This window comes from Solibacillus cecembensis, from assembly GCF_050272495.1.
Taxonomy (GTDB): domain Bacteria; phylum Bacillota; class Bacilli; order Bacillales_A; family Planococcaceae; genus Solibacillus; species Solibacillus cecembensis.
On sequence record NZ_JBNNMF010000013.1, the window covers coordinates 1 to 19,057 of the forward strand.

19 protein-coding genes are annotated in these 19,057 nt (G+C 37.1%); 15 read left to right on the forward strand and 4 right to left on the reverse strand.

Annotated elements, in window-relative coordinates; translation table 11 throughout:
• Window positions 1–130: 130 nt before the first annotated feature.
• Both ACQKIH_RS12580 and secA2 read right to left on the reverse strand, forming a co-directional pair.
• Window positions 131–1,036 (reverse strand): accessory Sec system S-layer assembly protein, encoded by a 906-nt coding sequence (locus ACQKIH_RS12580; RefSeq protein WP_057984445.1) that lies wholly within the window; start codon window positions 1,034–1,036, stop codon window positions 131–133.
• 3 nt (window positions 1,037–1,039) lie between these two features.
• Window positions 1,040–3,400: an accessory Sec system translocase SecA2 gene (gene secA2 / locus ACQKIH_RS12585; protein WP_057984443.1), complete on the reverse strand. Its 2,361-nt coding sequence runs from the start codon at window positions 3,398–3,400 to the stop codon at window positions 1,040–1,042.
• A gap of 286 nt (window positions 3,401–3,686) precedes the next feature.
• Here secA2 and ACQKIH_RS12590 point away from each other — a divergent pair, with 286 nt between their 5' ends.
• The gene (locus ACQKIH_RS12590) at window positions 3,687–4,742 is read left to right on the forward strand and encodes a glycosyltransferase family 4 protein (RefSeq protein WP_057984441.1); all 1,056 of its coding nucleotides are present in this window, start codon (window positions 3,687–3,689) and stop codon (window positions 4,740–4,742) included.
• A 196-nt stretch (window positions 4,743–4,938) separates the two neighbouring features.
• Here the strand turns inward: ACQKIH_RS12590 and ACQKIH_RS12595 are convergent, their stop codons facing one another.
• Window positions 4,939–6,000: an LCP family protein gene (locus tag ACQKIH_RS12595; RefSeq protein WP_427766481.1), complete on the reverse strand. Its 1,062-nt coding sequence runs from the start codon at window positions 5,998–6,000 to the stop codon at window positions 4,939–4,941.
• Between the two features lie 111 nt (window positions 6,001–6,111).
• Window positions 6,112–6,747 (reverse strand): YigZ family protein, encoded by a 636-nt coding sequence (locus tag ACQKIH_RS12600; protein ID WP_427766483.1) that lies wholly within the window; start codon window positions 6,745–6,747, stop codon window positions 6,112–6,114.
• 289 nt (window positions 6,748–7,036) lie between these two features.
• Between ACQKIH_RS12600 and ACQKIH_RS12605 the strand changes: the two genes are divergently transcribed.
• The 14 genes from ACQKIH_RS12605 to csrA all read left to right on the forward strand — a co-directional run bounded on the left by ACQKIH_RS12605 (window position 7,037) and on the right by csrA (window position 18,816).
• Window positions 7,037–8,200, forward strand: a complete 1,164-nt coding sequence (locus ACQKIH_RS12605; RefSeq protein ID WP_057984435.1) for a sensor histidine kinase — start codon at window positions 7,037–7,039, stop codon at window positions 8,198–8,200.
• A 32-nt stretch (window positions 8,201–8,232) separates the two neighbouring features.
• Complete coding sequence (locus tag ACQKIH_RS12610) at window positions 8,233–8,907, forward strand: response regulator transcription factor (protein WP_057984433.1); 675 nt, start codon at window positions 8,233–8,235, stop codon at window positions 8,905–8,907.
• A gap of 442 nt (window positions 8,908–9,349) precedes the next feature.
• Entirely contained in the window at window positions 9,350–9,865 is a 516-nt protein-coding gene (locus ACQKIH_RS12615; protein ID WP_057984431.1) for a nuclear transport factor 2 family protein, read from the forward strand.
• A 144-nt stretch (window positions 9,866–10,009) separates the two neighbouring features.
• Window positions 10,010–10,852, forward strand: coding sequence for a DegV family protein (locus ACQKIH_RS12620; protein WP_057984429.1), 843 nt, complete (start codon window positions 10,010–10,012; stop codon window positions 10,850–10,852).
• A 344-nt stretch (window positions 10,853–11,196) separates the two neighbouring features.
• Window positions 11,197–12,600 carry an ATP-dependent helicase ComFA gene (locus ACQKIH_RS12625; protein WP_427766487.1) on the forward strand — a complete coding sequence of 468 codons (1,404 nt, stop codon included), beginning with the start codon at window positions 11,197–11,199 and terminating at the stop codon, window positions 12,598–12,600.
• 9 nt (window positions 12,601–12,609) lie between these two features.
• Entirely contained in the window at window positions 12,610–13,215 is a 606-nt protein-coding gene (locus tag ACQKIH_RS12630) for a ComF family protein (RefSeq protein WP_427766489.1), read from the forward strand.
• 88 nt (window positions 13,216–13,303) lie between these two features.
• Window positions 13,304–13,720 (forward strand): TIGR03826 family flagellar region protein, encoded by a 417-nt coding sequence (locus tag ACQKIH_RS12635; protein ID WP_057984423.1) that lies wholly within the window; start codon window positions 13,304–13,306, stop codon window positions 13,718–13,720.
• A 260-nt stretch (window positions 13,721–13,980) separates the two neighbouring features.
• Entirely contained in the window at window positions 13,981–14,241 is a 261-nt protein-coding gene (flgM, locus tag ACQKIH_RS12640) for a flagellar biosynthesis anti-sigma factor FlgM (RefSeq protein WP_057984421.1), read from the forward strand.
• 53 nt (window positions 14,242–14,294) lie between these two features.
• Window positions 14,295–14,798, forward strand: coding sequence for a flagellar protein FlgN (locus tag ACQKIH_RS12645; RefSeq protein WP_057984419.1), 504 nt, complete (start codon window positions 14,295–14,297; stop codon window positions 14,796–14,798).
• 198 nt (window positions 14,799–14,996) lie between these two features.
• Complete coding sequence (gene flgK / locus ACQKIH_RS12650) at window positions 14,997–16,532, forward strand: flagellar hook-associated protein FlgK (RefSeq protein ID WP_427766494.1); 1,536 nt, start codon at window positions 14,997–14,999, stop codon at window positions 16,530–16,532.
• Between the two features lie 52 nt (window positions 16,533–16,584).
• Complete coding sequence (gene flgL, locus ACQKIH_RS12655; RefSeq protein WP_427766496.1) at window positions 16,585–17,499, forward strand: flagellar hook-associated protein FlgL; 915 nt, start codon at window positions 16,585–16,587, stop codon at window positions 17,497–17,499.
• A 71-nt stretch (window positions 17,500–17,570) separates the two neighbouring features.
• Window positions 17,571–18,137, forward strand: coding sequence for a DUF6470 family protein (locus tag ACQKIH_RS12660; RefSeq protein ID WP_427766498.1), 567 nt, complete (start codon window positions 17,571–17,573; stop codon window positions 18,135–18,137).
• Window positions 18,138–18,151: 14 nt separating this feature from the next.
• Entirely contained in the window at window positions 18,152–18,595 is a 444-nt protein-coding gene (gene fliW / locus ACQKIH_RS12665; RefSeq protein ID WP_427766501.1) for a flagellar assembly protein FliW, read from the forward strand.
• Window positions 18,595–18,816, forward strand: a complete 222-nt coding sequence (gene csrA, locus ACQKIH_RS12670) for a carbon storage regulator CsrA (protein ID WP_427766504.1) — start codon at window positions 18,595–18,597, stop codon at window positions 18,814–18,816. Before fliW ends, csrA begins: the two co-directional genes overlap by 1 nt.
• Window positions 18,817–19,057: the final 241 nt, after the last annotated feature.

The following is a 19,057-nucleotide window of genomic DNA, read 5'->3' on the forward strand; positions in this document are numbered from 1 at the left end:
AGACGCTATTTTGTTCGAATCGAACAAAATAGCGTCTTTTTTAATTTACGTTCGCCAATGGGATATAAAAAACGCAAGTTTTTCAGTGCCCTCATCCAATGTGATGGGGGTTTCAAACGTGACTTACATTTTATTGAGTGACACGCGCTGTCCAACGTGATAAATCAATTCCTTTTACATTCACCAAATTCGCTGGGAAAATAAATGTCCAAGGCTTTGTTGTATTAGGTTGTACAATTAATATTGGATCTAGCTTAAATGAACCGTTAGCAACAACGACACCGCGAGCATCAACGATTTCAAGTGGTAGCTGCTCTAAGTTAATCGCTTTTTCATGACCATTACGGATGAAAATAGAAGCATGCAAGCTTTTATCGTTATTTAACTTTGCTTGTAAGCCAGTAAAGTTTACTTCTGTTTTCCCTAGCTTTGGTAAAGTTTTCACGATGTCCGCTAATTTCTCTTGCTCTTCTTTTGGAAGCTGTTTTTGCCACGTTTCATCTAGATCTAACTGATGACCGCGTAATGATAACAGGTTGAATGAGATTTTCCATCCTTCTTCAGGCATTTCTTCCGTTGTAATTGAAGCTGTTGGGAAAGTGAAAATCCATGGACGCGCACTTTCAGCTGGAATTACGCCTAAATCTTTAAAGTTAAAATAGTGAGAAGCTAAACGATTATCGTCTTTATCTAAAATTAAAAGCTCAATATCACCAAGCTCAATCGCTTCTGATAAAGAAGAACGGAAGAATGCCTTTACGTTCCAAGAACCATTTACAGGATTTGGATCAATATTAATCGCTGATAATGATAATTGATTTGGCTTTAATGGTGCTAAATCATTCGCTAAGAAATTAAATACATATTGCTGCTCTTGTGGCACATTCCAGTCTGGGTGATAAGAAAGTTTTGTCACAACATCACGGTCTGCATCGCTTTTAGAAGCATTTTCTTTTGTTTGTACAAGTGATTTTGAATCAATAGCGCTATCTTTACCGACTTTATCGCCTTTTTTAAATAAATCAAATAAACCCATGTTTTATTCCTCCACGTTCATCTTTAAGTTTTTCATAAATGTAACAAGTTCTTCTACAATACCGCGGCGAAGTTCTTGATAGTTTTTGCCGAATAGTTCTAAGCCTTCACGTTGGTAAATGCGCATTGGATCTTCTTGTTGATAATGACGTAAGCCAATACCTTCTTTTAAGTGAGACATTTGTTCTAAATGTTTTACCCACATATTATTAATGAAGCCGAGCATTACTTGAGGAATAGCCGCCATCATTTGTTCGTTATCTGCAAAGCTCTCGATTACTGCTTTTAACTCTTTTACAGAAGGATCAACAGCATCTAATAGCTTCGTAACTTTAGTTTCATCGCGGTCAATTGTAACAGACGTTAAGAATAATGAATTGACTGTTCGTTCCATCTTGTCGAAATCCCAATCAGAAACGTTTTTGTCCTCAGGTGCGTTATCACGAACTGCGAAGTCAATTGTTTCATACATCATTCGAACTAATAGTAAAAGAATTTCTTCGTTTCTTAAAATTGTATCGCGTAAATCATAAACGATGCGACGTTGGTCATTAATGACGTCATCTAGCTTTAAATTGTATTCACGCATAGCAAGGTGTGAACCTTCTACAATACGTTGTGTACGGTTAACCAACTCTAGGATCTCTTTGTTTTCAATGCGACCAACAGTGTTCGTAGTCATTTTTTTTAGGAATTTTTCTACTTCTTCTTTAGCAAAGCGCTTCAACATATCATCCTCAAGAGAAAGGACAAATTGACTTTCACCATGGTCACCTTGACGACCAGAACGACCGCGCAGCTGATTGTCGACACGACGGCTTTCATGCTTTTCTGTTCCAAGTACATAAAGGCCACCTAAATCTTCAACACCATCGCCTAAAACGATATCCGTTCCGCGTCCGGCCATGTTTGTTGCAACCGTAATACGATTTCTTTGTCCTGCTTGTGAAATTAATTCCACTTCCTGCTCAACCGTTTTTGCATTTAGAAGTTGGAAATCTAAGTTATGTTTCTTTAAATAACTTGCCACTTTTTCAGATTGCAAAATAGAAGTTGTCCCGATTAAGATAGGCTGACCTTTTTCATGTCGACGAATGACTTCTTGTACAACATGTTCATATTTTTGATCCGTCGTTTCAAACACTAAATCCGTTTGGTCGATACGTTTACGTGGACGGTTCGTCGGAATTTGAATAACAGACATGCCGTAAACTTCTAAAATTTCTTTTTCTTGTGTTTTCGCAGTACCTGTCATCCCTGATAATTTCGGATACATACGGAAGTAGTTTTGAATCGTAATTTGTGCTTGTGCTTTATTTTCTTCTGTAATTGTTACGTTTTCTTTCGCTTCAATCGCTTGGTGTAAGCCGTCAGAAAGAGAACGACCTTCCATAATACGACCCGTGAACATATCCACAAGCTCGACTTTATCTTCACGGACGATGTAATCTACATCAAGTTCGAACATGACGTGCGCACGTACAGCTTGGATGACATAATGATAAAGTGTTTGGTGATCCAAATCGTATAAGTTATCAATACCAAATGCTGCTTCAACCTTTTCGATACCTTGGTCTGTTAGGGAAGTCGCTTTTGTTTCGTCATCGAAATCATAGTCCTCATCCATTTTGAAGCGCTTCGCAAGCATTGCTGAAATACGGTGTAGCTCTTCGTTTGCCCCCATTTTACCAGCGATAATTAATGGTGTTTTAGCCTCGTCGATTAATACAGAATCAACTTCATCAATGATAGCAAAGTGGTATGGACGCTGTACTTTATCAGCAATTGTAAAGGCCATATTGTCACGTAAATAATCGAAGCCGAATTCTGTTCCGACACCGTACGTAATATCCGCGTTGTAAGCTTCTTTTTTCGCATCAGGCTCCATCATTGGTACGTTTAATCCAACAGTAAGGCCTAGGAAACGATGAATTTGTCCAATTTGATCAAAGTCACGTTTCGCTAAATAATCATTTACCGTAATAACGTGAACGCCTTTACCTTCTAATGCACGCACGTAAGATGGTAAAGAGGCAACTAAAGTTTTCCCTTCACCTGTTGGCATTTCAGCAATATTTCCTTCTACTAGGACAAGCCCGCCGATTAATTGCACATCGAAATGGCGCATGTTTAAAACACGTTTCGAGGCTTCACGAACAACAGCAAAAGCATCAGGGATAATGGCTGTCAGTTCTTCACCTTTGTCTATACGTTCTTTAAATTGAAATGTCATATTTTGAAGCTCTTCATCCGACATGGGACTATAGATCGCTTCTAGTTTGTTAATTTGTTCTACAGTTTTGTAGTATTTCTTAAGCTCTCGAGCACTTGTTTGCTCTTGATTGCGTTTGAAAATTGAGAACATGTTTGTACGCTCCTTTAAAATGGTCTACCTTCATATAGTAGACACTAGATTATTTTATCAAACTTTGTCTAGAAAGACCACCAGACGTTAGGAAATCCAAGAAACTGGAGAAAATAGATGTCGAAATTTGTCTTTTTTATATGCAACAAGATGGATATGAATTTTATTTCTATATTTTATTTAATGTACATGCTATACTTACGGTGAATATGAATGTAGATTTTATGTAAATGTGTCCGGTATTGACCGGAAAAAGTTAAAACTATTTATTTTAAGGAGGACAGACATGATTTATGTGTCTTTAATCGTGGCGTTTTTAGCGTCCATTTTACTTACTCCGCTTGTGAAGCGTTTAGCTATCCGTATCGGTGCTGTGGATGCGCCAAACTATCGAAAAGTACATGCACGTATTATGCCGCGCCTTGGTGGATTGGCAATTTACGCTGCATTTATGATCGGAATTATTTTATTAAAAGTTGTTACGGGTTTCCAAAGTGAATATTTATATGCGATTTTAATTGCCGCATCAATCATTGTATTGACGGGTGTTATAGATGATATGCGTGAAATTTCGGCAAAGGCAAAGCTACTAGGGCAAATTGTTGCTGCTTGTATCGTTGTATTTGGTGGAGGTATTCACATTCAAATAGTCAATTTACCATTCGGTGGGGAACTATCATTTGGATGGTTAGGTATTCCTTTGACGATTATTTGGATTGTCGGTATTACGAATGCGATTAACTTGATTGATGGCCTAGACGGTTTAGCAGCAGGTGTTTCAACAATCGCGTTAATTACAATGGCAGCAACGGCGATGCTTTTAGGGGACGGAATTGTCATTGCGTTGGCATCCATTTTAGCTGCCGCAACAATTGGTTTCTTATTTTTCAACTTCCACCCAGCGAAAATATTCATGGGGGATACAGGTGCGCTATTTTTAGGGTTTATGATTTCAGTAATCGCACTTTTAGGGTTAAAAAACGTTACGGTTATTGCTTTTGTTATCCCTGTGATTATGTTAGGTGTTCCAATTTCGGATACATTCTTTGCGATTGTACGTCGATTCCGAATGAAGCAAAAATGGTCGGATCCAGATAAATCGCATTTACATCATCGTTTATTAGATTTAGGGTTCTCGCATCGCCAGGTCGTGTTATTAATTTATGCAATGGCTGCGATGTTCGGTTTATTTGCAATCATCTTCTCAATGGCAAGTGTTTGGGGCGCAATCCTCATTATTACAGTATTGCTCGTAGCGATTGAGTTATTTGTAGAGATTATTGGATTAGCAGGTAAAAACTATAAACCGTTACTAAATTTTGTACGAATCTTTAATAAATAACGAAAAACCGCTCACATTTTTATACGTGAGCGGATTTTTTGTGTTTTTTCGGAGTCATAATTAAGATGGAGCAGTCATCTGTAATTTAGAGTGAGGTAGAGTAGCTAGAATGTCTATTAACCGAAATTGCAGTGGAAAAACATCATCAAAAAACACCCAAGGACTGATTAAGTCTTTTTGGGTGTTTTGTATGTCATTATTGTACGCTATTAATTGAATTATTTTCGACTTGCGTTTGTTCAACATTCAATCCTGAATTAGAATTAATTCCTGAAAGCTCTGTTGAATCTGGGATTAGACCGAGATGACTTTGTAAAATGTTTTTCGTTTCTTCTAATGGTTCATCCTTCAATTTGTAATAATAAACCCCTGTAGACATATCATCGTAGCCTTCTAATGTTAACGCGTCGATGCGTGGCATACCGTTTGATAAGTAGCTAAAGAATGATTTCATCTCATCGAAGGTCATGTCTGTTTTCATATTGTTGCCGACAGCCTCAAGTACCGCATCGTACTTTGTAATAGATGTGAATGATGCCGATTTTGTTGCAATTGCTTTAATAATCTCTTGTTGACGTTTACCGCGCTCGATATCGCTGTCTAACTTACGTGTACGAGCTAATGCCAATGCTTCTCTACCATTTAAAGTTTGTAAGCCCGGTTGTAAATTAACTGTACGTTTATCGTTTTCATCGAGTTCATTCAGTCTGTATGGAACTTCTGCTTCAATCCCACCTAATGCATCCACGACATCGATAAATGCATGGAAGTTCATGCGTACATAATAATCAACTGGAATTTCGAATAATTCTTCAACTGTTTCAATTGTTGCTTTTGTACCGCCATAAGCATGGGCGTGGTTAATTTTATCTCGGTAACCTACATGTGGAATATAGACATAAGAGTCACGGGGAATACTTAAAAGTTTCACCGTTTTTGTTTTGTTATTCAGTGTGGCAAGTAACAACGCATCTGTACGAGAGTGATCTGCACCTTGTCCACGTTTTTCACTGTCATCCACACCTAAAAACAGGATGGAAACATTATCTTGCTCAGGCTCCACTTTTACTTCACGTTGATCTGGAATTTTACGGTCTTCAATTTCTTCAAAGGCAGTGTCTGCAGCGTGTTCTGCTTTCTTTGTTAAGTACATGCCATAAGTAGCGGCGCAAATTAGGAAAGATGACGCTAATATTAATGTAACTTTTATAATAAGCGAAAGTTTAGAAGAACCTTTTGCCTTTTTTATATTTTTCATAATGATTCTCCTCTAGTGTAGGGATAATAGATTGTGAATAAATTATCTGTAAATTTGCAATCCATTATATTATACTATCATATACTGTAGTCGTAAATTAAAAAATGTCTATTAACCTCGAAGAAACTCGATAAATTGTGCATCACCGCGAGTTGTTGAAGCTTGGCCATTCGTGAGCTCAGTCATCCATTCAATGAATTGCTGTTCCTCTTCTTTTAATACGAAAACAAAAATTTCAACATTTTCGGCATAATCAATGGACTGCAGGTTATAAGAAGAATCACGAATTTCATTTTCGACTTTGCCAAGCCAGTTATAATCAATGGTTACATTCATTAAATAATGCAGTTTGCGTTCTACAACTTGTGTTGCAAGAAGTCCTTCTGTAGTCGCTTTACCATAAGCGCGAATGAGGCCGCCACCACCAAGCTTAATCCCGCCAAAATAACGGGTAACGACAACGACAGTATCTTTAAGGCCTTGTTTTTTTAACACTTCTAACATAGGAACGCCAGCTGTGCCACTAGGTTCCCCGTCGTCATTGGCCTTTTGGATATTGTCATGCGCTCCAATCATATAGCAGGAGCAATTATGAGTAGCGTTTGCATGAAGTTTCTTAATTTTGTCGATAAATAGTAGGGCGTCCTCCTCAGTTTCAGCACGATCAACATAAGTGATAAAACGTGACTTTGAGAGGATTATTTCAGACTCACCATAACCCTTGACAGTGAAATAGTTATTTCTCATTCTATAATCTCCTTTAATTTACATATAGCGATTTATATGGTAGTTATAAAATTGATTAAAATATTCTTTATTAATGCTATAATAGTTAAGTATTATAGTATAAAATGAATAAAAAGATAGAGTTAACTCATTTTAGCAAATTTATCATACCTTATTATGCGGTGGAGTATGGTAAATATGCACTAAAATTAGGATATGTTAAAACTGAATGAAACAGTAAGGCTCAAGCTAAAAAATGCTGAGGTCGAATTGACAAACAACATTCAATCGTATGAGGGTGGGAAAAGTAATGTTTCCGAATGATAAAATAGATATAGCCTCGCTGGATGTAATTTTTAATAGAATGTTAGAAACCATTACGAATTCTAAAGATGATATATTTATAATAAGCGAACAAAGTCGTAGAAGCTTTGAAGATATGCGAAATGAACTTGAAATTGTTCGAAAAGAAATTAGTATCTTAATAGATGAAAGTGATAGTTTAGAAAAATTATTACAACTATCCCGTCAACGCCTTGTCATTGTGAGTAAAACTTTTAGTGAGCAAACAGAAGAGCAAGTGCGAGTTGCCTATGAAAATACGACTAAAGTACAACTAGATTTATCGCTTTGCCGTGAACGCGAAGGGCAATTAAGAAATAAACGTGATGATTTGGAAAGACGTATGAAAGCACTTTATGATACGATTAAAAGGGCAGACCATATCGTAAACCAAGTGAATATCGTAATTAATTACTTAACGTCGGATTTAAAAAATGTTAGTGCAGCATTAGAACAAGCAAAAGTTAAGCAAGATTTTGGAATACGTATTATCGCAGCCCAAGAGGAAGAACGAAAGCGTTTATCTCGGGAAATTCATGACGGTCCAGCGCAAATGATGGCAAATGTGTTGATGCGTTCGAACTTAATCGACCGTACTTACCGTGAAAAGGGAGTAGACGCTGCATTTCAAGAAATAAGTGATTTAAAAGAAAATGTCCGCAATGCGCTACACGAGGTAAGACGAATTATTTATGATTTACGACCAATGGCATTAGATGATTTAGGTATTGTTCCAACATTGAAAAAATATTTATCTACTGTTATGGAATACAATCCTGGGGTCGATATTCAATTTGTGTCATACAACAATGAACAGCGAATTTCTTCAAATTATGAGGTATCGATTTTCCGATTGGTTCAAGAGAGTGTGAATAATGCTTTAAAGCATGGAGAACCTCGAGTGATTACAGTGAAAATTGAATGGCTGCGTAACCAAATCAATATTGTTGTAAAAGATGATGGCAACGGTTTTGATATGGAAAATGTAAGAGAAGATTCGTTTGGACTTATTGGCATGAGAGAACGGATTGATTTATTAAAAGGAACAATCGAAATTAATAGTTCAGTTGGCAACGGAACAGTCGTATTATTCAAAATTCCCTATCCAACTAATGATGAAGAAGTTTTATAAAGAGATTAAAGAGAAATCAAGGAGGTAATAAAATGACAAAAATTATAATTGTAGATGATCACCAATTATTCCGTGAAGGAGTAAAACGAATTTTAGACTTTGAGGATTCATTTGAAGTAGTGGCAGAAGGCGATGATGGTACAGATGTGGTAAGCCTATATGCTAAAAGTATGCCGGATGTCGTATTAATGGATATTAATATGCCTAGAAAAAATGGGATAGAGGCAACAGCTGATTTAGTGAGCGAATTCCCAGATGCGAAAGTGATGGTCCTTTCCATCCATGATGACGAATCATATGTAACACATGCATTGAAATCAGGTGCTTTAGGATATATGTTAAAAGAAATGGATGCAGATGAAATTGTCGATGCCATTAAAGTTGTTTCAAACGGAGGTTCTTATTTACATCCGAAAGTAACGAAAAACTTAGTTGCAGAATTCCGTCGCTTATCTGAGCACGAAAACAAAGGGAATTTCCACCAAACTGAAATTCGACGTCCATTCCACTTATTAACGAAGCGTGAATGTGAAGTATTGCAATTATTAACGGATGGCCAATCTAACCGTACAATTGGTGAAACATTATTCATCTCAGAAAAAACGGTTAAAAATCACGTTTCAAGCATTTTACAAAAAATGAACGTAAATGACCGTACACAAGCCGTTGTAACAGCAATCAAAAACGGTTGGGTTGAAGTACGATAAAGTAAAACAATGTTTAATGGATGAAATCCTTATTGCTCGTTAATGCAGGGGGATTTTAAGAACCGCCTAATTACATAAGAAGGCAGGAAAGACTGATTAGCCAGTAGATGAACGGAATTCCGTTTGTTTACTGGTTTTTTGTTATTCGAGTGGTAAATATTGGTGGTGTTTATGGCGGAGACAGATAGAATGTTAAAAGTGGTGGATAGAATTGAGAAAGTGACGGATAGGTCAGCCAATTACATGAAACTCAGCAAAAATTCACGCAAATAACAGGTATTAAATTTTTGGAATGGGTGTAAATATTATTAATTTTGCATCCAATAAGGCAACACATTCCAAAAAAGTTCGTCTTATATATCGGACTACATACAGAACCTTAGATGACATAGGATTTTTGTGAATTCTATGCTAAAATGTTTTCCAGGAGGGGTATATATCTATGAAAAAATGGCTTATAGCAGTAATGGCACTATTTGTACTTACTGCATGTGGTAATAAAGAAGATACGACAACAAAAGATGTGGGAAAAGAAATTGATGAGGGTACGGTTGGTTTTGAAATTTTAGGAGATACAATCCAAGAAGCATCGGGTGTTCCACAACAGGAAAAAGAAAAAATATTAGCAGCCTTTGACGAATATATTACAGCCTTTAATGAAAAAGATTTAGAACGTTATAAAAATATTATATCTAAAAATGCAGAAGGCTTTCAATATGAGGAAGATATACAAGCTGTAACGAAAGTTTTTAAACAATATGATATCAATCGCGAAGCACAAGATGTGACGATTGTTAAATATAAAGAAAATGAAGCACAAGTTTTCTCGAATTTAAAAACAGAGACGAAAGAAATGGAAACAGGTGCAGAACTCGCAGCTGATGGCCGTCAAGTAACGGTGTTTGTGAAAGAAGATCAATGGAAAGTTTCGAGTATTTATTATATCGGTAATGAATAAATAGTAGAAACATCTTGTATAACTAATGCAAGGTGTTTTTTTCGTATAATAATCGGAAAATATTGTAGCACTTCCAACGATATTTTCATTCACAATTGTAATGGCATAAGGTAAGATAGGGAGCATAGGAAAGTGGGGAATTAGATGAAGACAGCGGTTGTTACAGATAGTACAGCATATTTAACTATAGAAGAACGCCAACAATATAATATTCATATGATTCCTTTAGGCGTTAATATTGAAGGAACAGTTTATGATGAAGAAATTGATATTACAGCTTCTGAATTTTACGATCGTGTGCGCGGTGCGAAAGAGTTTCCGAAAACGACGCAGCCACCGATTGGGAAATTTGTAGAGCTTTTTGAAACATTAGCAAAAGATTATGACGATGTTGTAACGATCCATTTATCAAGTGGAATTAGTGGTACATACCAAGGGGCAGTACAAGCTGGTAATATGGTAGAAAACATCAATGTTCATGCATTTGATACAGAGGTTGCTTGTTATGTACAAGGTATGTTTGTTAAAGAGGCCGTGAAACTTGCGGAACAAGGTGCATCTGGGCAAGACATTATGATGCATCTAGAAGAATTGAAAACAACAATGGATGCTTACTTTGTTGTAGATGACTTAGGACATTTACAGCGCGGAGGTCGACTTTCGGCAGCAGCAGCTTTAATTGGTGGCTTGCTTCAAGTAAAACCAATCCTTCATTTCCAGGACAAAGTAATTGTGCCATTCGAAAAGATTCGTACACGTAAAAAAGCGTTGCGCAAAGTAGAAGATCAGCTCGTTTTAGCTATTGAAAAACATGGTTCATTACAAGCGACCGTCATTCATGGAAATTGTGAAGCAGAGGCGCGTGATTGGATGAATACTTTAGCACAAACGTATCCTTCAGTAGAGTTCACATTAAGCTATTTCGGACCAGTTATCGGGACGCATTTAGGTGAAGGTTCCATTGCAATGGGTTGGATGAAGAAATAGTAAAATGAAAAATAGTTACTGCATGTAAAATGTAGTAACTATTTTTTAAAATCAATTGAAGTATGGGGCGGGGTGAAAAGTCCGCTTACTATACAAGTTTTACAAAAAAAAAACACTTTTCTATGTAAGAATGCTACTAGAAATTTTCATAAAACTATGTGCTTATTTAGGGTGGCTAAACTGCCAGTTGATAATAGACAAAATAGGTGCCACTCTCTCATTACATGGCATTTTTTTATATGAACCCCCGAAACCGCAATCTCATAAAAAATCCCTGATAATTTATAGTGCAAACTTCTAGCTCACCCTTCATACAAACTCCAAATAGGAAAGGACCCACTCATTTGAACAAAAAATTCCGAAGCCTCCCAACAACCCGCCGTTACAAAGGATTACTCGTAGAACCGAAAATCCGAAACTTTTTCACTGGTCGAATTTGGTTGCGCCGTGATACACCTTTTCCACAAGAAAAAATTAACACCTATATCCAACATCATTATTTTGAAGTATTACCCGCCGTATTAGACCAACCTATTCGACAATGCCGCCGTTGCCTAAATACGAACAGTCGGAAGTTCGTGTCATTTCATTGTGCAAAATGCGGGGAAATATGCCATTATTGTCGCTATTGTATTACGATGGGGCGCATGTGTAGCTGTGATGAATTATTACTTTGGAAAAATGAACACCCTCAAAAAACACCCCAATCCCATACTTTTCACTGGCAAGGTCAATTAACGAAAAATCAAGCACGAGCTGCACAAGAATTAACGAGAAGCATTCTACAAAAGAACAACCATTTGATCCACGCAGTTTGTGGAGCTGGAAAAACCGAAGTACTATTTCCCGCAGTGTATGAAGCTTTGCAATTAGGCAAGCGCGTGTGCATCGCGACCCCTAGGACCGATGTTGTCTTAGAATTATTCCCTCGTTTCCAACAAGTTTTCCCAAAAACCTGTATTCACGCTTATTATGGCAATGCGCCACAGCAGCAAGGTTTTGCGCAATTAGTTCTTGCGACGACCCATCAGCTATACCGCTTTGAAAATGCCTTTGACGTTATGATTGTGGATGAAGCAGATGCCTTTCCGTATACGATGGACGAAGCGCTTCAACAAGCTGTCATAAAAGTGAAAAAGAAAGAGGCACCGACCGCTTATGTGACCGCCACTCCTTCCACAACATTATTAACAAGAAAAACGAAGGAGCAATGGGGCTATTCTTTTATTGCGCGCCGTTTTCATGGCCAGCCCTTACCGATTCCTACCTTTCAAGCACTATGGAATTATGAAAAAACCTTTCAAAAAGGGCAAATTCCAATAAAACTACGAAACTGGCTCCAACAAAAACTAACGAATAATGAACCATTCCTTATCTTCTTTCCTACAATTGATTTAATGGAGAAGGCGATTCCGCTATTTCAACAAATTGATGCATCTATTGCGGCTGTTCATGCGGAAGATGCGGATCGAAAAGAGAAAGAAGTAGAGTTGCGCAATGAGCAAAGAAAGGGGTTATTGACGACGACGATATTAGAGCGGGGCATTACGATAAAAAATGTACAAGTAGCCGTTGTTGGTGCGGAAAGTTCAATTTTTACAGCAAGTGCGCTCATTCAAATTAGTGGCCGCGTTGGCCGCAATAAAGACTTTCCGAATGGGGATATTGTCTTTTTTCATCACGGCATTACTGCAGAAATGGATTTGGCGAAAAAACGAATGCTCGATTTCAATCGACAGCTGCAATAGGAGGCGCGAATGCAACAAAAAATTACGCATTGTTTAATATGTGAAAGGTCATTGCAATTTACATTTGGCTGGAAAGAGCTGTTTAAGAGAGAATTACCCAAAACGATATGCGAGAGTTGTGAAAAAAAGTTTCAACGGATCGAGACACAAGAGGAGGAAGGAACGGTTTCATTATTTCATTATAATGAGACAATGAAGGATTTTTTACACCGCTATAAATTTTTACACGATATCCTACTTGCACATGTATTTAATCAAGTGCTCCAGCAGCATTTAAAACATGAAAAATCCATCATTGTGCCAATTCCGATGCATGTCGATAGTTTGAAGAAACGAACCTTTGCACATGTAGATGAATTATTAAAAGCGGCTCATATTCCTTTTGAACATCATTTAATAAAAATAACTGGAGAACAGCAGTCTTTAAAGTCACGGCAAGAAAGACTCCAAACGCCGCAGCTTTTCGAAATCATTGAACATTCTAAAATAAGGAATAAAAATATTTTATTAATTGACGATATCTATACTACAGGGACAACAATTCAGCATGCGAAAAGAGCATTGAAGGAAGCGGGAGCAATGGAAGTTCGTGCATTCACGCTAATTCATGGCTGATAAATGAATGGTCAAACCCGTACAAAGCATAGTTTCTGATGTATAATAAAACTAAATAATAAGTTCGAAATTGATGGGAGCGATAAAAATGGCAGAATTAAGAAATTGCCCAATGTGTGACGAGTTTTTTAACTATACTGGTTTACGAGAAGTTTGCCACAAATGTGCGCTAAAGGAAGAGGATCTGTATCAGGTTGTGTACCGTTTTTTACGCAAACGTGAAAATCGAGCAGCAAATGTTGATCGCATAGAAGAAGCGACGGGTGTTGACCGTGAATTACTATATAAATGGGTGAGAAAAGGCAAGTTGCATCCAGCAGTATTCCCGAACTTAGGCTATCCTTGTGATAATTGCGGACATTTGACGACAAGTGGGAAACTTTGTGAGGCATGTCAAGGAAGTTTGAAATCAGATTTACGAACATTTGATGCAGCGAAGGATTTCAGAGACGGTATTGTAAACCAAGAGCGTGGAACATATTTGGCAGATAAAAAGAGAAGATAATTCCGAATCGAAGTCAACTATGGCTTCGATTTTTCCTATATTTAGCACCCTTTTAAAACTGGACGCAAGTATGTTTACACATGCATAATAATTAATGTAGTGGGTAAAAGGTAAGAACTTAATAAATACCAAAATTTAAATATAAAACTGCATTATGGAAAGAAAATGTATGATTTTCTTATAGAAACGTAAACAATTTAATGATGCAGTCGAAATATTAAGTAGAGAGCACAGATGAATAATCTAGGGAGGTATGAATAATGAAGATTAATCCAATTGGAATTCAAGCGATCAATTCTTATAAAAATCAAGAGCGCTCGGTAAATAATTTAAAATCTAAACAATCATTTGCCGATCAAATTGAAATTTCATCCAAAGCAAAAGAAATGCAAGGAACGTCAGCATATGCAAGTGAACGCGCAAATAAAGTGCAAAAGTTAAAAGAAGAAATTCAATCAGGCAATTATAAGGTCGATGCACGTCAAGTGGCAGAAGATATGCTGAAATACTATCGCCGCTAACAGATGAAAAATTTACAAAACGAATCGTTCAAGTAAGGGAGAGTTGCTATTTTATGTCGATTACTAATATCATCGCAACACTCGAAAAGCTTGAGAAGATGCACAAAAGCTTACTCGAATTAGCGATTGCGAAAACAGAACATATTAAGCAAGGCGATATGGAAAAGCTCGATCAAATCATAAAAAATGAGCAAGCCCATATAGCGGCTATTGATACACTTGAGCAACAGCGTCAGTCGATGGTAACGGATTACCTAAGAGCAAAAGGAATTGCTCTCACTGACATCCCAACTGTAGCTGATGTGATTGATGCAGCTAGCACAACTGAATCCGCTGAAGCGTTAATAGATGTGCGTCAACGCCTAATGAAAGTATTAGAAACGCTGAAAAATCAAAATGACTTAAATCAAAAAATGGTTTTCAACTCATTGCAGATGATTCATATTACATTAGATGCGATGCGCCCAAGCCAACAAGAGCAATTTAATTATTCTGGAGCCGAGGTGCACAGACAATCTAACATCAGCAAAAAATCTTTTACTGAATTCAAGGCATAATACCGACGGATTTCACAGTTTAACTTAATTCAGCGGGGTTCAAAGCCCAGCTGAATCAAGTTAAGCTCCGGCGGATGTCACAGATTTTTTAGGGGAGTTTTTGAGCTCGCTCGAAAAAAATCTGGACGCAATTATGCCTGGACGTAATTGATGAAATGAACAAAATACAATAGATTACAATTAAGGGAGGCAAATTATATGCGCTCAACATTTATGGGGCTTGAATCAAGTAAGCGTGGATTATATACACAACAAAGTGCGCTTTATACAACAGGACATAATATTTCAAATGCTAACACTCTAGGGTATACTCGCCAACGTGTGAACATGGAAACAACACCAGGTTATCCTGGAAGCGGCTTAAACACAATGAAAACAGCAGGTCATATCGGAACGGGTGTTCAAGCACACTCGGTTCAACGTATTCGAGATGAGTTTATTGATCGTCAATTTCGCCAAGAAACAAACAAATTAGGTTACTGGCAATCAACAACAAAATCAATTTCTCAAATGGAAGACATTATGTCAGAGCCATCAGAGTTTGGTCTTAACCAAGCATTTACCGAATTTTGGAAATCTATGGAGGATATTAACGATAATCCAAAGGACGCAGCAGCTCGTCAAGTAATGCTTTCTAAAGGTCAAGGTTTAGCAGAATCATTCAGTTATATTGATAAGCAATTAAAGTTAATCCAAGGAAATATTGGAAATGAAATTAACGTCAATACAAAAACAGTCAACTCATTATTAAAGCAAATTGCTGATTTGAACCAACAAATTCAAACAGTTGAGCCTAATGGATACATGCCAAATGACCTTTACGATGAACGTGATGTGTTATTAGATAAATTAAACGACTTAATCCCAGTTTCCGTTTCATTTGAAAAATCAGGCGGGAATGCCCTTGCAATTGCTGAAGGAAGTATGACAATTAAGTTTAAGCCTGCAAATGGAAATGAAATTACACTTGTACAAAGTGGAGAATATGCACACTTAAATCCAATGGACTCAGCAGGGAAAGTAATTGACGGTGATGTTGATAATCTAACAACAGATGGCTATAACGAATTCCGAGGTTTTGCAATTGCAGACATAGGCCGTCCACCAACAGAATCAACAACAGTAAATGTTACATACGACAATTTAGAAAAGAGTAAAGGAAAGTTAGCCGCACTAGTCGATGCATTTGGTCATAGCAATGGCAAAGGTTTATACCCAGAAATGATTGCAAAATTAGACGGGTTAGCAAAGACATTTATAGAAGAGTTTAATAAAGTGCACAGTCAGGGCTTTGGCTTAGATGGTTCACAAGGTGACTTCTTCTCAGGTACAACTGCAAAAGACATTAAAGTTGTTATTACAGATCCTAAGCAAATTGCTGCGTCAGATACAAATGGTGAAGAAGGAAATAATAAAAACATGTTGGAGCTTTCGAAGCTTCAGTCAGCAGTGCAAAATGGTTTACAGGGCGGAACATTCCAAACATATTACAAATCATTAGTTGGGGATTTGGGAGTTAAAGGGGAGCAAGCGGCAAAGTTAGAGTTTAACTCAGGGACGCTAGCTTTACAAATTGAAAATAACCGTGCTTCACATAACTCAGTTTCACTTGATGAGGAAATGACGAATATGATTACATTCCAACAAGCGTATAATGCCAACGCTCGTATGATTACAGTAGTCGATGAAACACTCGATAAAATTATTAACGGAATGGGCCGAGTAGGTCTATAACCACAATTTAAAATGAATAACTTATAAGTTTTACTTTGAAAGGGGAATGACAATGCGCGTTACACAATCAATGTTATCAAGTAATATGCTCCGTAATTTAGAGAAAAGTTACGGAAAAATGTCGAAATATCAAGAACAATTACAATCAGGGAAAAAAGTTAATCGTCCATCTGATGATCCAGTAACCGCGGTAAAAGGTATGGGCTACCGCGTAGATTTAGATAAAAACGCACAATTCCAACGAAATATTGGTGAGGCGAATAGTTGGTTAGATTCAACAGATGAGGCGCTTGGTCAAGTAGGAGAAGCGCTGAAACGAGTGAAAGAATTAATCATTCAAGCTGCGAATGATACGAATACACCAGAAGATCGTCAAAAAATTAATGCAGAAATTACTCAAATTAAAGAACAGTTGAAAGATATAGGTAATTCAAAAGTTGGTGAGAATTACATCTTCTCGGGAACACATACAAACCAACCGTTATATAAAGATGGTTTACCAAATAATGATGCAACATTAACGGCAAAAGGTTTAGGCGAAAAGATTGAAATTAATGTATTCGATGGTATCGATATGCAGATTAATACAAGTGGAAAAGATTTATTTGAAGATATAGATGGTTTTATGACTGAATTGGATGATTTATTGCAAAATGGAGCAACAAGTGAAGAAATTAGTAGTGCACTAGGATTAACGACTGATAAGGGCATTCCAGGTTTAGATGCAATTTATGAAGATACATTAACTTTACGTGCTGACGTGGGTGCGCGTCAAAATCGTGTTGAGATGATGGAAAATCGTTTAGCACTTCAAGAAGTCAATGTAACAAAGCAAAAATCGCTAAATGAAGATACAGACTTTCCGAAAACGATTACGGAAATGATTACACAAGAATCCCTTCACCAAGCGTCATTATCCGTAGGGGCGAAAGTGATTCAAACAACATTAGTAGATTTCATAAGATAATAACAAAGCGTTTGGACCTATTCCAAACGCTTTTCTTGAAGATTAATAACTAATTAAAGGGAGGGGAAAGGATGCGAATCCCACAAATTCAAATTACAACAACTGATATTAATATGAATTGGAATACATCAAAATCACAGCAAGTTATTAAACAACCACAAGCAAAATTATCGATTTCACAACCAGCAGCAACGCTTGAGATTAATACAACAAATGCTAAACTTGATATTAATATGGATCAGATGTGGCGAGATTTGGGTATCACGCCTACTGGAGAAGTAATTGCTGAGTATGCCCAAAAAGGAAAACAAGGGGCGATAAAAGGAATTGCGCGAAGAGTCAGGGAAGGAAATCAGTTAATGAAAGGTGCTGGACGTGGACAAGAAGGAGCAACTATTCCGCAAATTGCTAAGCAAAATCACGGTCCACAACGCCCAGGTCCTTATAATATTAAATTTATTCCTTCAATCGGCTCAGTAAAAGTTAATATTACACCAGGGACAACAGATGTAAATATTCAGCGCAATGCACCTAAAATTGACGTTCAAGTGAACAAACCAATCCATCAATACACACCTGGTAAAGTAACTGGTACAATGGTACAAAGACCCGATGTACAAATTGATGTGATCGGATAAAAGGAGCCTTTAAAATGAATATTGAAACAAAATTTTTAGGTGAAGTAGAAATTCAGGAATCAGAAATTTTAACATTTGAACATGGCTTACCAGGGTTTCCCAATTATACAAAATATATTTTGCTAGGACTCGATGCAGATTTACCTCTAGCGCTTTTACAATCAATTGATGCCGCAGAAATGGGCTTTGTTGTAGCTTACCCATATGCGTTTAATAAGGAATATGCTTTTGATATTAGTGAAGAAGACAAGGAGCAGTTGCGAATTCATAATGCGGATGATGTCATTACTTATGCGATTGTAACATTAAAAGAAACATTCCCTGAATCAACAATGAATTTATTAGCGCCAGTAATCGTAAATAAGAAAAAGAAACTAGGAAAGCAAATCGTCTTACATGACGGTGAAAAATATCCGTTACGCTGCCAACTCGGTACATTTAAAGGAAGTGCGATGTAATGTTAGTACTATCCCGCAAAAAAGGCGAAACCATTATGATTGGCGACGAAATCGAAGTTAAAGTTCTTTCGATTGATGGCGATCAAGTTAAATTAGGTATCGTCGCACCAAAATCGATAAAAGTTCATCGTTCAGAAATTTTCGAGGCGATTCAAGCACAGAATAAAGAAGCACTTAGCGGAGCCATTCCAGACTTTCTGAAGCAATTAAAGAAGAAATAAATATATGCTCTCTACTATTAACATGGTAGGGAGTTTTTTGATGGTAGAAATTCGAGAGAGAGGGGGGTCTTCTACATAAAATTTAAAAAACCTTTTTACGGGGAAAGGGCTTTATTTAGCGCGTTTTTTCATTATAAAAAAAATTTTATAAAAAAATTTTAAAAAACTATTAAACATTTCCGAACCTCTAACGATATATATAGTGTAAGGCAGGGGAATTACCCCGAGCCACACTCTCAAC